Here is a 15,080-nt window from a genome sequence, read left to right as displayed (position 1 = left end):
CATGCCGCGTGGCGGCGCTTGGGGGCAGGTTCAGCGCGGCTCGGTGGTGTTGAGCCCGCTCGCCAGCACGGCGATCAGGGCTGCAACGCCGATTCCGGCCGAGGCGAGGTAGGTGGCAGTCGGGCTGACCGTGAAGAGTGGCAGCCAGACCACCGAGCCGATGGCGTGGCCGACGAAGCGGTGGGACAGGGTGAACGACAGCGCACCCCCCCGGTTGTCAGGCGCAGCCACCGAGGCCAGCGACTGAAAGCTGACCACGACGGTCTGCGTCGCGGCGCCTGCGACAAGCCAGATGGCCGCCAGCGTCCAGGCCGATCGGGCAGCCGGCAGCATGGCGACCAGTCCCGAGCAGACGGCGATGGCCACGGTGGCGGCCTGGCGCCCGCCCCAGCGATCCAGCACGATCCCCCACAGCGGCGCTGCTGCCATGCCGGCCACCCCGCCTGCGAACAGCAGCAGGCCGGTCCTGGATCCCGTCAACCCGATGACGTCGCGACTGCTCAGGCCCACGAGCACCCGCGCCCCGATGGGTCCGAGGGCGCTCAGCAGCGCGGTGGCTGCCAGCAGCAGCACCGGGCGGCGCAGCAAGGTACGCATGCGGGGACGTGCGCCGAGCGTCTGGGTCGTGCCGGCAGCGCTGGTTCCTGCGTCGGCGGGGTTCGGCATCAGCAGGGCAATGGCGGCACCGACGACGGCCGTCGCCAGGAACGCCAGCCGCCAGTTCACATCGGCGCTCAGGCCGCCCAGTATCGGAGCCGTCAGCTGGCCGAGCGCCTGACCGGCGGCATAGCGGCCCACGATCCGGCCCACGCCCGATGCGGCCACCGCCTCGGTCAGCGCTGCCAGCAGCAGCGGGGTGATGAACGCGTTCATCGAGCCTTGCGCGACACGAGCCACCAGGAACCACAGGTATGACGGGGCGATGGCACATGCCGCCGTCGCGACGGCGTACAGGGCGATCGCCGGACGGAGTATCCGGGATCGGCCCCAGCGGTCGGCAATCGTGCCCGACACCAGCAACAGGCCTGCGAACGGCAGCAGGTAGCACCACAGCGCCCACCCGATCTGAGCGGTCGTGACCGAGTAGGTCGTGCGCAGCTCGGGGATCATCGGCAGCATCACGAAGGTGCCGAGCGGCCCCATCGAACCGCCGAGATAGAGCAGCGCACGGCGCCACTCGCCGTTCACCGCCGTCTCCCCATAAGCCCCCGCACGCTACTTCGCAGCCGCTGGAAGGTCGGCTTCGTAGCGCAGGTCGCTATACCTGTGGCGTGACGCAATTGGTCGTACAGGTTGATGACGGCCTGCTCGTCCAGCTTGACGAGCTTGTAGCTAGCGGGGACGCACAGTCCCGCTCAGATGCGATAGGGCGCGCCGTTGAAGAGATGCTTGACCGAAAGCGACGGCGCCAGACTGGCGAGGCCACCGCCGAGGCGTATCGCCGTATCCCCGAGTCCGACGACGAACTGGAATGGACCGCCCAAAGCACTCGGGCGATGATCGCCGAGGAGCCGTGGTGACACCCATCACACGTGTGCGGCGCGCTCGGCACCATGGTGGATTGCTGAGTCGTCCAACAGTTTGTGGGCCTTCTGGCCTACAGATTGTCGGCGCTTAAGCCAACAAACCGATCCAGACACCCGTGGGTCAACACTCGGATGAGCGAGGCACCTCAGGCGGAGGCGGCAGCTTGGACGGTGGTGGTGACCTCGGGCGTCAGGTCGAGGCTGTGGAAGTTCTGCAGGCGCTCGATGGTCTCCGCGTAGCGCTCACGCTTGCGGGCGTCCCGCTTTGGGGCACGCTCGGCGAACTCGGGCATCACCTCGTTGGCGAACAGCTCCATTGACTCGCAGATGTCCTCGTGGCGGTTGCGGCCCGCCTGGCTCACGAAGATCAGCTCGTCGACGCCGGCGTCCTCGTAGGCCCGCACGAACTCGCGGATCTGGTCCGGTGTGCCGATGCAGCCCCGCAGCGAATCCAGACCGCCGGCCGAGACCAGGTTCTCGGCGCCTTCGGAACCGACGGCTGCCTGCACCGTGGCCGTCAGCTTGGCGAATCCCATCTCCTCGCGGTTCTCCTCGAACTGACTCCAGATGTCGGTCGCGCCGGGCGTGTGGGTGCCGAAGGCGTAGTAGTGCAGCAGCGAGTACGCGAAGAAATGGAAGCCGTCGAGGCCCCGGTCGATCGCCGTCTGCTCATCGGGGTGGCACATGAAGCCCGTCGTCACCGCGATGTTCGGGTTCGGCGCCAGTCCCGCCGGGTCGGTGCAGGCCTCGAAGGCGGCGTAGTAATCCGACACCCACTGACGGGCCTCGTCAGGGTCGATGAACGAGAAGCTCAGCGCACCGAGGCCCCGCTGGCCCGCCATCAGGATCGTGTCGCGCTGGCTGCACGCCACCCACATCGGCGGGTGCGGGCGCTGCAGTGGCTTGGGCACCACGTTGCGCGCCGGCATCGAGAAGAACTTGCCGGTGTGTCCCTCGTACGGCGACTGCGCCATCATCTTGGCGATCTCAGGCACCGCCTCTTCCCACATGGCGCGCTTGTCGGCCCGCTCGATCTCGAAGCCGCCGAGCTCCATGTCGCTCGACGTTTCGCCGGTGCCGAACTCGACCCGGCCGTTCGAGATGATGTCGAGCGTGCCGATGCGCTCGGCCACCCGGGCCGGATGGTTGTAGCCGGGCAGCACCGGAACGATGCCGTGGCCGATGCGGATGTTCTGGGTGGTCGCAGCGCAGGCCGACAGGAACACCTCCGGCGCCGAGGAGTGCGAGTACTCCTCCAGGAAGTGGTGCTCCACCTCCCACACCGTGCTGAAGCCCAGCTCGTCGGCGAGCTGCACCTGCTCGAGGGCCTCGTGGATGACGCGGGCCTCGGCGCCGTCGTCCCAAGGACGGGGCAGTTGGTGCTCGTAGAAGATGCTGAAGCGCATGTCGGTTCCTTTCGCGTTCAGTCCAAAGCTGCGATGCTGGCGAACGCAGCGTCCACGATGCGCCCGCCCCGCGGATCGCCGGTGATGGCTGCATCCATCCTGTTCATCACGTAGGCCACCGACGCTCGCACGTCGAAGTCCACCACGGCAATGGATCCGCCCCAGCCGCCCCAGTACATGTGATTCGGATTCGGGCTGGTCACCCAGCCGTCGAGCTGGCGGGCGAATCCCAGGCCGTGCCGCAGGTGCAGCAGCAGCACCTCGTCGACATTGTCGATCTGCTCTTCGAGGCCCCTGCGCGCCCCGGCCTCGGACATGATCCGCACGCCGTCGACGGCGCCGCCGCACGCCAGCATCGAGTGGATGCGCGCAACCGCACGGGCATTGCCGATCCCGCCCGCAGCGGGAATCTCGGCCGCTCGCCACTCACGCGTGCGAGGCTCGGTGGCGTCCAGCGCGCAGCTCGACAAGGTGCGCACAGCGACCGAATCGGGGTCGATCGGCACGCCGCTCGCCTCGAGCACCTCCAACAGGGACGGCGGCGGCAACAGCTCGCCGACTCGGTGATCCTCCGAGGCGGGCAGGCTCATCCAGAAGTCCGCATCCAGCGGCTCGGCGATCTCCTCGCGGAACCAGTCGGCCATGCGCTTGCCGGTGATGCGGTAGAGGATCTCGCCTTCGAGGTTGCCTTGGGTGACAGCGTGATAGCCCGATTTGGTGCCCGGCTCCCACCACAGCTCTTGGGCAGCCAGCCGTTCGGCGATGGCATCAAGGTCGTACAGGTCCGCAGCCGTCACCGGCGGCACGAATCCGGGCAGCCCCGCCGTGTGCGACATGACGTGGCTCACCAGCACGCCCTCCTTGCCGTTCTGGGCGAACTCGGGCCAGTACTCGCACACGGGCGCATCGAAGTCCAGCTCGCCGCGGTCGGCCAGGGCGAGCATGCAGGTGGCCGCCATGGTCTTGGTGGTGGAGTACACGTTGACGATGGTGTCCCGTTCCCACGGGGTGCCGTGCGGGTCGGCATCGCCGGCCCAGATGTCCACGACAGCCTCGCCCTCGAAGGTCACCGCCGCCGCCGCGCCTACTTCGAGGCCTTCGGCGAAGTTCCGCTCGAAGGCGTCGCGGACAGCCTCGAAGCCTTCCTTGCACGTCCCGTGAATGTCCATGACCTGCCCTCTCTGCTGTGCCGGCCCGCATTCGCTGCGGTTTGCGGGCACATGATGGCAGCGAAGTCCCGCCGAGACGCAACGCCGCCCAGCGGGCACGTGACGCGTAGCGTGTCGGTGAGGTCAGCAGATGAGCATCACGGAGACTTCAGCTTCGAGCGTCCCTGACGGCAGCGGCGTCACTGCGGCCGCGCTGGACGTGCGGAACCTGGTGGCCGGCTGGGGCGGTGTCCCAGCGGTGCGCGGACTGTCGCTGCACGTGCATCCGGGCGAGGTGGTGGCGCTGTTGGGTCCCAATGGCGCCGGCAAGACCACGACGCTGCTCACCATCGCAGGGGTGCTCAAGCCCATCGACGGCGAGATCGACGTGCTCGGCTCGCCCCTCGGACACGCCAGCGCTCACCAGATCGCCCGCCGCGGCGTGGCGCTGCTGCCCGAGGACCGCGGCATCTTCTTCCAGCTCTCCGTGGCAGAGAACCTGCGCCTGCACCGCCACCGTCACAGCGAGGTCGCTGAGGCTGATGTGATCGGCTGGTTCCCGGCCCTGGAAGAGCTGCTGGACCGTCGAGCCGGGCTGCTCTCGGGCGGCGAGCAGCAAATGCTGGCACTGGGATGCAAGCTGATCGCTGACCCCAAGCTGCTGATGGTCGACGAGATGAGCCTGGGCCTCGCGCCGATCATCGTGGAGCGCCTGCTGCCAGTGGTGCGGCGCATCGCCGACGAGACGGGCACGGCCGTTCTGCTGGTGGAACAGCACGTGCACGCGGCGCTGGCCATCACCGACCGGGCCTACGTTCTGAACCACGGCGAGCTGGCGCTGTCGGGCACGGCCGAGGAACTGTCGCAGCGGCCCGAGGTGCTCGAGGCCAGCTACCTCGGGGAGCGCATGCTCGACCAGGAGTAGCGTCGGGGCCGCTATGCGCTCTGCACTGACACGATTCCTGGCCCTGCTGCTCACCCTCGGGCTTGTTGCCGCCGCGTGCGGTGGTTCCGGCGACGGCGACGACGGCGCCGACACCAACGACCCCGCGGCCGCGTCATCGCCCGACGACGACACCGGCGATGAGGCGTCGGCGACCGACGGCGGGGACGGCGCATCTGCCGGCACAGCGGGCGACGACGACGGCGCCGGCGATGCCTCGGCGGCCACGGCCACCATCGACCGCACGGGCGAGGTCATCAAGGTCGGCTACGTCAACAACGAGGGCGGCAACATCTCGCTGCCGGAGCTGCGCATCGGCGGCCAGGTGGCCATCGGGGTCATCAACGACGCCGGCGGGATCCACGGCGCCAGGATCGAGCCGGTCATCTGCCTCTCCGACGGCACGCCCGAGAGCGCCATCAACTGCGCCGTCAAGCTCATCGAGGAAGACGTCGTGATGGCCTACATGGGCGTCGAGCTGGCCTCAGAAGCAGCGCTCAGCCTGTGGCTGGACGCCGGTATCCCCTACGTCTCGTCTCATTCGTGGGGCCCCACCGAGCGCAACAGCCCCGGCGCCTTCCTGCTCCACGTCGCCACCGGCGCCTTTGCCGTCGGCCCGGCCAAGACCTTCAAAGAGCTCGGCATCGATCACATCGCCGTGGTCATCCAGGACTCGTCCACCGCCCTGGACTTCATGGACAACATCATCGCCCCGGTCCTCGAGCACCACGGCATCAAGATGACGCGGGTCGTGGTGGACATCGCCGCGCCCGACTGGACCGCCGCGATTGCTGCGGCGCAGTCCGCCGGCGTCGAAGGCATGATGGGCCAACTCGACGAGTTCGGCTGCATCGGCATGGTCGGCTCGGCCGCCGCGAGCGGCTTCGACAAGCCGATCTTCGCCGGGTCGTGCACGCTCTACATCGACGTGCTCGGGCCTGCCGCCATAGGCACCTACACCCAGGGCGACCAATGGGTCCCGTGGGTTGCCGAGTTCGCACCGCCGGAGATCCAGGAACGCCTCGACGAATATGCGGATCACATGACAGCGGCCGGGCACGAGCAGCTGATCGAGGGCTTCGGCATCGCGCCGTACGGGGCATGGCGCGAGATTGAGTTCATCCTCGAGACGATCGAGGGCCCGATCACTGCCGATTCGATCACCGATGCGTTCACCAATGCGGGCGAGACGCCCGGCTGGTTCGGCCCCAACCTGCGATGCGGGCTGGCGCCGTGGCCACCGGAGTCCTCGCACTGCATGTCGCACATCATGGTGTGGCAGGTCGTCGAGGCCGACGACGGAACGCTGCGCCGGATCGTGCTCGGCGACGGACTCTTCGACGCCTACGAGCTGAGCGGGCTCTAACCGCCATTATCCACACCGCCTCCGGCTCATCTGCGAGCATCTGCGGATGAGTGATCGGCGGCTCTGAGGTGGATCAGTACCTTCTCTTCGCGATCATCGGCTTGGGTTCGGGCTGCATCTACGCGGCCCTGTCGATGGGCCTCGTCATCACCTACCGGGGCACGGGCATTGTCAACTTCGCCACCGGGGCAATGGCGATGTGGGGCGCCTACGTGTACGACGAGCTCAACCGCACCGGCGACCTTGTGCTGCCGGTGGTCATCATTCGCAGCCGCGTAGGCCTCGGGGGATCCTCGGGCTCGGTGCCGTTCGCGGTGGCGATCATTCTCGCCGTGCTGTCATGCAGCCTCATCGGGCTGATGGTGCACTTCTTGGTGTTCCGGCCGCTTCGACGTGCCCCGATCCTGGCCCGCGTCGTGGCATCGGTGGGCGTGCTGCTGGTGGTGCAGGCCCTGATCGTGATGCACTTCACCAGCGGGGCCCGGGTGGTCGCGCCGATCCTGCCCAACGAGCCGGTCAGCTTCGCCGGCATCAGCTTCCCGCGTGACCGCCTGTGGCTCACCGGCGTCGTGCTGGCGACGACGGTCGCTGTGTGGGCGTGGTTCCGCTTCACCCGCATAGGCCTCGCGACGAGGGCGTCCACCGAGAACGAGCGGGCAGTCAGCCTGGCTCGCTACTCGCCGCAGGTGCTCGCCGGCTCCACCTGGGTGCTGTCGGCCACCGTCGTCGGCTTCCTCGTCATCTTGGCGTCGCCGATCGCCCCGCCGAACCCCAGGACGTACATCCTCGCGATCGTGCCCGCGCTCGCCGCGGCGGTCATCGGCCGGCTGCTGTCCATCGCGGTCACTGTGGCCGCCGCCTTCGCCCTCGGCATCTTCCAGTCGATCGTGGTGTATCAGAGCACCAGTCCGTGGTGGCCCGACTGGGCCGTCTCCGGGATACCCGAGGCGCTGCCGTTCGGTGTCATCGTGATCGCCCTTTTCGGCCTGGGGCGCACGCTGCCGACCCGTGGCGCTGTCCAAGCCGACCCTCTGCCCGAGGTCACCAGGCCCCAGATGCGCGCGGGAGTGGTCGCCGCGATGGTGGCGACCGCCGGCGTGCTGATAGTGGTGGCCCAAGGCGGCTACCGCATCGGGATCATCACCAGCATGATCATGACCATCGTCATGCTGTCGCTGGTGGTGCTGACCGGGCTGGTCGGCCAGATCTCGCTGGCACAGGCCGCCATCGCCGGCGCCTCGGGCTTCGCGCTCAGCAAGCTGGGCGACTCGCTCGGCATCCCGTTTCCCGTCTCGCTGCTGCTGGCGGCCCTCATGGCCACCGGATTCGGGCTCGTGGTGGGCGTCTCCGCCCTGCGGATCCGCGGCGCGCAGCTCGCCGTGGTCACCCTGTCGGGTGCCGTGGCGCTCGAGGAGTTCGTCTTCCGCAACACCGCCATCACCGGCCTGTTCGGGAACCCCATCTCGGGCCCGACCCTGCTCGGGGTGGACCTGAGCATGCGGGAGGGCAGGAACTTCGCACGGCTGCAGTTCGGGTTCCTGGTGCTGGCCGTGGTGACCGTGTGTGCCGTCGCCGTGGGGAACTTGGCGCGCAGCGCCACCGGGCGACGGTTCCTGGCCATCCGATCGAATGAGCGTGCCGGCGCGTCCATCGGCATCTCGGTCGCGAGGACCAAGATGCTGGCCTTCGGGATTGCGTCGTTCCTGGCCGGGATAGGCGGCGCGTTCATCGGCTTCAGCCGCGGCCAGCTGTCTGCAGAGAGCTTCGCCGTGCTGATCGGCCTGAGCTTCCTGGCGCTGGCCTACCTGTGCGGCATCACCAGCGTCGCGGGGGCGATCATCGCCGGGCTGTTCGCACCGCTCGGCATCGTGTACATCACCGCCGACCGGGTCGCCCCGCTGGGAAGGTGGTACCAGTTCGCGGCCGGAGTCTCGCTGGTGGTCGCGGCCATCTTCTTCTCCGAAGGCGTGGCAGGCGCATACCGTCAGAATCTGCGCAGGCTGAAGGCGTGGCGCGCCGCTCGGCGAACCGTCAGCGCCATCCGGGAGGGCAGCGATCCTCTCGAGCGGCTCGGCGACACCGCTGAGTACCCGAGCGGTCAGATCCCTGCTGGATCGCGCTACCGGCGCAAGCTGCGCCCGACGAGCTTCGCTCATGCACCTGTCGTGCTGGACGTCGCCGATCTCACGGTGAGGTTCGGGGGGCTGAAAGCCGTGGACGGCGCATCGCTGCAGATCCGCGAGGGCCAGATCGTCGGCCTGATCGGGCCGAACGGCGCCGGCAAGACGACGTTCGTGGATGCGCTGACCGGCTTCGTCCCCTCACGCGGGCAGGTCACGTTCTGCGGGAAGCCGCTCACCAGCGAGCCACCGCATGTGCGCGCCCAGCTCGGCCTGACGCGCACATGGCAGTCGCTCGAACTGTTCGACGACCTGACCGTGCGAGAGAACGTGCAGGTCGCTGCCGAGCATTCCTCGTTCGGCTCGGTGCTGGCCGACTTCGTGAAGCCGACGAGACCCGCCGAGGAGTCCCGGGTGGATGCAGCGATGGAGCTGGTCGGGCTGGCGCGTGACACCGAGGCGAAGCCCGCAAACCTGCCGCTCGGCAGCCAGAAGCTCGTGGGCGTCGCACGCGCGATCGCACCAGCGCCGCGGGTGATGCTCGCCGATGAGCCCGCTGCGGGGCTGACCACGCCGGAGAGCATCGCGCTGGGCGTGCGGCTGCTGGATGTGGCGTCGGAGGGCGTGTCGATTTTGCTGATCGACCACGACATGGGCCTCGTGCTGGAGGTGTGCGACTACATCTACGTGCTCGAATTCGGCCGGATCATCGCGCAGGGCAACCCGGCTGAGATCCGGGTCAACGAAGCCGTGGTGGACGCCTACCTCGGCTCAGGCGCCCACGCCTGATCTGCTCACGCCGGCTCAGGATCGCGGCGCCGGGCCACCTCAGCGGCGATCAGGAGCGTCGCTATGGCGGCGACAATGCCGAGCACCAGCACAATCACCCGTGCAGCGGGATCATCCGCATCGGGATCGAGCGTTGCAGCATCCTGCAGGATGTCATCGAGCAGCGTGTTGACGTCAGTTTGCAGCGCGAGCGTCGCCTGACGGCCAGACTCGATCGACTGCGCCTCCTGAGCGATCAGGGGAAGCCGGTGACGGAGCGAATCGAAGAGGTTCTCATCCCCATCGCCCAAGGCGATGAACTGGCGTACCAGCGGAACCAGTTGCGGGTGTACCTCGCTTCCGCCCTCTCGCTCCAGGTACGCGGCGCTCGTCTCGAGGCGGTGCGCCGCCGTGGCAAATCTCTCCTCGGCTTCGGCGATCAGTGTCGGCTCGGAAATGACAAACGTGATGATGAATCCTGAGAAGGTTCGGAAGAGCGAGCTGAATACGAGCGTGAGGTGCCGGTACCGCATGAGCTCGGCATGCGACAGCGGATCCGAATCGGCCGGCGCGCCCTCGGCGAACTCGCTCCTTCCGGTCAGCATGTAATACAGCTGATTGTCGAGGCTCGACACGACCGCCGGCCGAAGCTGGTAGTCGAAGAACGCCCTCAGTTGCGCCCGTTGACCCTCGGCGGCCTGCAGTGCTCCCACGAGCTCCGGGCGGCCGTCATGGATGTGCTCGACGTCGGCCTGCACCTGGTCGACCGACGTGCGCATCCGGGCGACGGCGTCACCGTGGCCCGCGGCATCGAGGATGTCCAGGTTCTGGTGGATGCCGGAAATGTCGGCTGCGGCAGCATCCCGGGCTGCCGGCAAGTCGCCCAGCGGCGTCGTCGGAGCGCTACGGACCGTGGCAGCCGCCGCGACGGAGCCCACGTGCTGGTCGACGGCCAGTGCTGTATTCAGGACTTCGGCAATCCCGCTGTACCCGTCGACTGATCCGATGCTGGCAATCGCTTGGGAAAGGAACGTCGCGGCCTGCGTCTGCAGTGACGCCAAGGTCTGGTTGAGGGCAGCGATGTTCCTCGCTTCCTGCACGCCTGAGCCCAGGCGCACCTTCATCAAGTCGACCATGTTCGCATCGCCGTAGGCAGCGTCCACCAAGCCACGTGAGAGCGGAATCAGCGTCGGATCCAGATCTTGGTGGGTGTCTTCGGCAAACACCTCGAGGCTGTCGGACAGCTGGTACATCACGAGATCGATGTTCTCTTCGACCGTGGCGACGAAAGCGATGTTCGGCTGCCTCGCTGCGACCTCGAGAAGGACCGAGCCTTGGTCGACTTGCTGCGTCATGAGCGCGAGGCGTGAGTACCGCAGCAGGTCGTCGGGTGTGACGGCATCGCTGCGGCCGCTGATCAAGCCGAAGAACACGTCGTCCTCGCTCGCCACTGACGCGGGCACGAGTTCCCAATTGGTCATGGCGATGATCTCTTGCCGACGCCGTTCCGATTCGCGGAGAACCTCTGCAAGCTGCGAGCGGCCGTCTTCGATCCCCGACGCCCTGCTCACCAGCTCGTCGGTCAGCTCGCGCATACCCGCCGAGGCCTGCTCGTAGCCGGCGCTCTCCAGTACATCAAGCTGCCCGTACAGCGCCTCGACTGCAGCGTCCATGGACGCTCGGGACTCCGCGAGCACGTCCGGCGTCATTCCTCGATGAGTTCTCGCCGTGGCAGCGTCCGCCAGGGACTGCACTTGCCGCACGACTGCCAACGCCGTGGTCACCGCCTCAATGTCGGGTTCGTCGGCTGTCTGGGCGGCCGAGTCGCCGACGGCAACCCAGGCCACAGCCGTGCTCGCAGCGATGACCGCGAACACGACCAGCGTGATCGTCGCCAGCCTGGCCGAGACCCGCAGACGGCCCATTACTGCGTGTCCCCAAGGTTGGCTGCCGGAACGAATCTGCCCTCGTCGTTGATCACGGTCAGCAGCACTACGTCCGAGCCCTGATTGTCGCCGGGCCCGTAGTGCAGGCTGACACCCGAGAGGTCGATGGACGCCAACTCGCTGAACGCGCCCAGGAAGCACTCACGTGTCAGGTCTGCCCCGCACGTCTCCAGTGCGACGATGGCCAATCGTCCCGCCAAGTACCCCTCCAGCGAGACGAAGCCGGGCACAGCATCGGGGTCGAACTCGCTGATCGCTGAGCGATAGTCCGCGACGACCGGTGTGTCGGCGTCATCGGGAATCGGCACCACCTGTGTGACATACACACCGCCCGCGTCGTCGCCCAGTTCGGTTGCCAGCGCGTTGCTGCCCACGAACGACACCGCCATGAAGACCGGATCGACGTCCTCGCGAAGCAGCGTGATCGCCTTGGCCACCGGCTGGTAGGCGCCGATGAAGATGACCGCTTCGGGTTCTGCGGCTGCGATATGGAACACCGCGGCCTTCACCGCACTCGAGTTCCGCTCGTAGTACCAGGTGGCAACGGGTGCGAGCCCCCGCTTGTCCAGGGCCTCGGTCACCCCGTTCAGGCCTGACTGGCCGTAGGAGTCGTTCTGGTACATCACCGCGACCCTGGTGACGCCGAGGTCGGCGGTGAGCCGCTCCACCATGTGCTCGGTTTCCTGCGCGTAGGAGGCTCGCAGGTTGACCACCGAGTTGAGGTCGGGATCGCGGAGGAAGCCGGCACCGGTGAACGGGGCCACGAACGGCACGGCCCGCGACTCGGCGAGCGGCACTGCGGAGCGAGACGTCGGCGTGCCCACCTCGCCGATCAGTGCGAACACCCGCTCCCTGGTGATCAGGTCGCGCGTGTTGGCGAAGGCGAATCCCGGCTCGTACCGGTCATCCATCGTGACCAGTTCGAGCATGCGGCCATGGACACCGCCTGCCTGGTTCTGTTCGTGGAAGGCAGCCTCGATGCCCAGGCGCATGGAGTGCCCCAGTGCCTGCGCCGGGCCGCTGAATGCCGCCGACTGTCCGAACAGGACACGATCGTCGAAGACGCCCGGCGTGGCCTGATCACCGGCCATCGGTGCTGTGGTCGGCGCAGAATCTCCGGCGGCGTCGGCCGGCCGCGCATCATCGGGCGCAGTGCCGGTACACGCCGCCGCAAGGATGGCTACGCCCGCAACCAGAGCTGCGAGCCCTCGGCTTCCTGGGCGGGGGTTGGCCATGACTCTGGGCATAGCGTCGTTCCTTTGGCGAGCGTCGCGGGAGCGATCCGTCAATCGATGGATGGCGCGACCGTAGATGCGCCGCAGAGGCATCCCGTGATAACCGCGCGTATCCGAATGAGCGTTCTTAGTCGTCAGCGTGAACGTCAGTAATGCGGCCTAGCAATGGGCTTCTGTTGAGAGCGCTGCGTGGATGCGGGCGGGGCTCAGCGGCAGCTCGTCGATGGTGATGCCCAACGGCGCGAGCGCGTCGCAGACGGCATTGGCGATGGCGGCATAGGGGCCGAGCGTGCCGCCCTCGCCGACGCCGCGAATCTGGTTCAGATTGTGCGCCGGGTCGGCCACGTGGCCCAGCTCGATGGACGGCATCCGGTCGGCGGTGATGGCCAGGTAGTCCATGAAGGTGCCCGAATGCAACTGGCCGTCGGCGTCGTAGACGAAGTGCTCGTACAGCGCCCCGCCCACGCCTTGGGCGATGGCGCCGTGCATCTGGCCCTCCACGATCATGGGATTGATCACGCGGCCGGTGTCCTCCACGCAGACGATGCGCTCCACGTCCACCTCGCCGGTCTCGAGGTCCACGGCGACTACCGCAGCCTGCGCACCCGCCGCGAACGTGCCGGTCATAGGGTCGTAGAAGCGCATGGCCTCCAGGCCCGGCTCGAGGCCGGGCGGGAGACGGTGGGGCTCGAAATATGCCACATGGGCGACCTCTGCCAGCGTGACGCCGACGGCGGGCGCATCCTGCGTGTGGATGAGGCCGTCGTCGATGCTCAGCCACTCGGGCTCGGCTTCGAGCAGATGCGCCGCTATGACGAGCGCCTTGGCCAGCACGGCGCGAGCTGCCAGCGTGGCTGCGCCCGAGCCGATCACGCCTTGACGGCTGGCGAATGCGCCCATCCCGAACGAGATGCGGTCGGTGTCACCCATCTCGACGATCACCTGCTCGACTGCCACGCCGAGCTCGGCGGCCACGACCTGCGCCATCGTCGTTTCCAGGCCCTGGCCCTGCGAGGTGACGCCCATGGCGGCAGTGACCTTGCCCGACGGGTCGATGCGCACTTCGGCGGACTCGTGGCCGGTGCGGAACGGCAGTCGCGGGCCGGCCGAGGCCTTCTGGCCCAGCCCGGTCAGCTCGTTGTAACAGGCGAAGCCGATCCCGGTGGCTGCCGTCTTGCCAGGGGTCGTGCTGGGGGCCGGCCCGGATGCTGCGGCACCAGCACTGCGCGCCGCCTGCTGGGCCTTCCGGAAACCTTCGTAGTCCACGAGATCAGCCGCCTGTTGCAGGCACTCCACGTAGGTGCGTGAATCGTGCACCAGTCGCGTGGGTGCCGTGTACGGCAGATCCTCGGGTGCAACCAGGTTGCGACGGCGGATGTCGAGGGGGTCCACGCCGAGCGCGGCGGCCGCGTCGTCCAGCAGGCGCTCCATCACGAACACCGTGGCCGGACGGGCCACACCCCGGTAGGGACCGGTCGGCGTGGTGTTGGTGGCCACGCCCAGCACCTCGCAGCGGTAGTGGGCGAGCTTGTAGGGGCCGGTCAGCAGTCCCCCGGCCATGAGCGGCTCGATGCCCGCTGTCCACGGCGGCGAGCTGTACGCGCCCACGTTGGCATGCAGCACCGCGTCGACCGCCACGAGCGTGCCGTCGGCGTCGAATCCGGCTCGCACCGTGTAGTGGTGGTCGCGGGCGTGCAGCGCCGTGGCCATGTGCTCCGAGCGGGTCTCCACCCACCCGATCGGACGGCCGAGCCGCCGCGCCAGCTGGCTCACGGCGGCATCTTCGGGATACAGCGCTCCCTTGATGCCGAACCCGCCGCCGACATCGCCGACCATCATGCGCACGGCGCTGTCGGGCAGCCCGAGCACCTTGGCCAGGCCGCTGCGATGCAGATAGGGAACCTGGGAGGTGGCGTGCAGCGTCAGCTTGGTGCCGCCGGGGTCCCAGACGGCCACCGCGCCGCGGCCCTCCATCGGCGTCGCACCGTGCCGGTTCGTGCGATACGAGCGCTCCACCACCAGGTGCGAACCGGCCAGCGCTGTGTCGACATCACCGGAATCGAACGTGCGGGTGACGATGAGGTTGTCCGGCGCGATGTCGTGCACCGGCTCGACCGGCTTCGCAGCAGCGGCCACGGCATCGACGTGCACCCGCAGCTCGTCGTAGACGACCTCCACCAATTCGGCGGCATCGGCCGCTGCTGCAGCCGTCGTGGCAACCACCGCCGCGACGGCCTCGCCCTGGTAGCGCACTTTGCTTGCCGCCAGCACGGGCTGCGGTGTGTTCACATGGGTCGGCAGCGCCGACTCGGCGACGAGAGCCAAGCCTGCGAAATCGGGGTCGGCCCCAGTTGCCACATCCACCACGCCGGGGGCGTGCCGAGCAGCCGAGACGTCGACCGAGACGATCCGCGCATGAGCCACAGGACTCCGCACGAACGCCACTGCAAGCTGGCCGTCATAGCGGACATTCGCGACGTAGCGGCCGCGCCCTCGCAGCAACCGGCTGTCTTCGCGGCGGGGCACCGGCTGGCCGAACGGTCCGCCGCTCGTGGGGACCGTCTCGTCGAGTCTGAACGGCTCGTCTGTCACGCTGCACTCTCCCCGGCCGGGGTTCCGGCG

The 15,080-nt window shown here is 68.2% G+C and carries 10 protein-coding genes; 4 read left to right on the top strand and 6 right to left on the bottom strand.

Annotated elements, in window-relative coordinates:
* Window positions 1-30 precede the first annotated feature (30 nt).
* Window positions 31-1,188, bottom strand: coding sequence for an MFS transporter (locus tag ACOGXE_RS10855; protein ID WP_419930928.1), 1,158 nt, complete (start codon window positions 1,186-1,188; stop codon window positions 31-33).
* Window positions 1,189-1,385: 197 nt separating this feature from the next.
* Between ACOGXE_RS10855 and ACOGXE_RS10850 the strand changes: the two genes are divergently transcribed.
* Window positions 1,386-1,520, top strand: coding sequence for a hypothetical protein (locus ACOGXE_RS10850; protein WP_419930927.1), 135 nt, complete (start codon window positions 1,386-1,388; stop codon window positions 1,518-1,520).
* Between the two features lie 152 nt (window positions 1,521-1,672).
* Here the strand turns inward: ACOGXE_RS10850 and ACOGXE_RS10845 are convergent, their stop codons facing one another.
* On the bottom strand, window positions 1,673-2,932 hold the full coding sequence (locus ACOGXE_RS10845; RefSeq protein ID WP_419930926.1) for an LLM class flavin-dependent oxidoreductase: 1,260 nt from the start codon (window positions 2,930-2,932) through the stop codon (window positions 1,673-1,675).
* 17 nt (window positions 2,933-2,949) lie between these two features.
* Window positions 2,950-4,101, bottom strand: coding sequence for a serine hydrolase domain-containing protein (locus ACOGXE_RS10840; RefSeq protein ID WP_419930925.1), 1,152 nt, complete (start codon window positions 4,099-4,101; stop codon window positions 2,950-2,952).
* A 130-nt stretch (window positions 4,102-4,231) separates the two neighbouring features.
* Between ACOGXE_RS10840 and ACOGXE_RS10835 the strand changes: the two genes are divergently transcribed.
* The 3 genes from ACOGXE_RS10835 (at window position 4,232) to ACOGXE_RS10825 (ending at window position 9,298) form a co-directional block, all read left to right on the top strand.
* Window positions 4,232-5,005 carry an ABC transporter ATP-binding protein gene (locus tag ACOGXE_RS10835; protein WP_419930924.1) on the top strand — a complete coding sequence of 258 codons (774 nt, stop codon included), beginning with the start codon at window positions 4,232-4,234 and terminating at the stop codon, window positions 5,003-5,005.
* 13 nt (window positions 5,006-5,018) lie between these two features.
* Window positions 5,019-6,389, top strand: a complete 1,371-nt coding sequence (locus ACOGXE_RS10830) for an ABC transporter substrate-binding protein (protein WP_419930923.1) — start codon at window positions 5,019-5,021, stop codon at window positions 6,387-6,389.
* A gap of 68 nt (window positions 6,390-6,457) precedes the next feature.
* Window positions 6,458-9,298 (top strand): ABC transporter permease subunit, encoded by a 2,841-nt coding sequence (locus tag ACOGXE_RS10825; protein ID WP_419930922.1) that lies wholly within the window; start codon window positions 6,458-6,460, stop codon window positions 9,296-9,298.
* 5 nt (window positions 9,299-9,303) lie between these two features.
* Here the strand turns inward: ACOGXE_RS10825 and ACOGXE_RS10820 are convergent, their stop codons facing one another.
* The 3 genes from ACOGXE_RS10820 to ACOGXE_RS10810 all read right to left on the bottom strand — a co-directional run bounded on the left by ACOGXE_RS10820 (window position 9,304) and on the right by ACOGXE_RS10810 (window position 15,050).
* Window positions 9,304-11,202: a hypothetical protein gene (locus ACOGXE_RS10820; RefSeq protein WP_419930921.1), complete on the bottom strand. Its 1,899-nt coding sequence runs from the start codon at window positions 11,200-11,202 to the stop codon at window positions 9,304-9,306.
* Window positions 11,202-12,314, bottom strand: a complete 1,113-nt coding sequence (locus ACOGXE_RS10815; protein WP_419930920.1) for an ABC transporter substrate-binding protein — start codon at window positions 12,312-12,314, stop codon at window positions 11,202-11,204. Before ACOGXE_RS10815 ends, ACOGXE_RS10820 begins: the two co-directional genes overlap by 1 nt.
* A 303-nt stretch (window positions 12,315-12,617) precedes the next feature.
* Complete coding sequence (locus tag ACOGXE_RS10810) at window positions 12,618-15,050, bottom strand: xanthine dehydrogenase family protein molybdopterin-binding subunit (RefSeq protein ID WP_419930919.1); 2,433 nt, start codon at window positions 15,048-15,050, stop codon at window positions 12,618-12,620.
* Between the last annotated feature and the right edge of the window lie 30 nt (window positions 15,051-15,080).

This window comes from Candidatus Poriferisodalis sp., assembly GCF_965208555.1.
Classification (GTDB): domain Bacteria; phylum Actinomycetota; class Acidimicrobiia; order Acidimicrobiales; family Poriferisodalaceae; genus Poriferisodalis.
This window is presented reverse-complemented; position numbering and strand designations above follow the sequence as displayed.

Coding starts and splice junctions, on each gene's coding strand:
- ACOGXE_RS10850 (WP_419930927.1), top strand. CDS start 1,386: ATGCTTGACCGAAAGCGACGGCGCCAGACTGGCGAGGCCACCGCCGAG.
- ACOGXE_RS10845 (WP_419930926.1), bottom strand. CDS start 2,932: ATGCGCTTCAGCATCTTCTACGAGCACCAACTGCCCCGTCCTTGGGAC.
- ACOGXE_RS10820 (WP_419930921.1), bottom strand. CDS start 11,202: ATGGGCCGTCTGCGGGTCTCGGCCAGGCTGGCGACGATCACGCTGGTC.
- ACOGXE_RS10835 (WP_419930924.1), top strand. CDS start 4,232: ATGAGCATCACGGAGACTTCAGCTTCGAGCGTCCCTGACGGCAGCGGC.
- ACOGXE_RS10815 (WP_419930920.1), bottom strand. CDS start 12,314: ATGGCCGGTGATCAGGCCACGCCGGGCGTCTTCGACGATCGTGTCCTG.
- ACOGXE_RS10840 (WP_419930925.1), bottom strand. CDS start 4,101: ATGGACATTCACGGGACGTGCAAGGAAGGCTTCGAGGCTGTCCGCGAC.
- ACOGXE_RS10830 (WP_419930923.1), top strand. CDS start 5,019: ATGCGCTCTGCACTGACACGATTCCTGGCCCTGCTGCTCACCCTCGGG.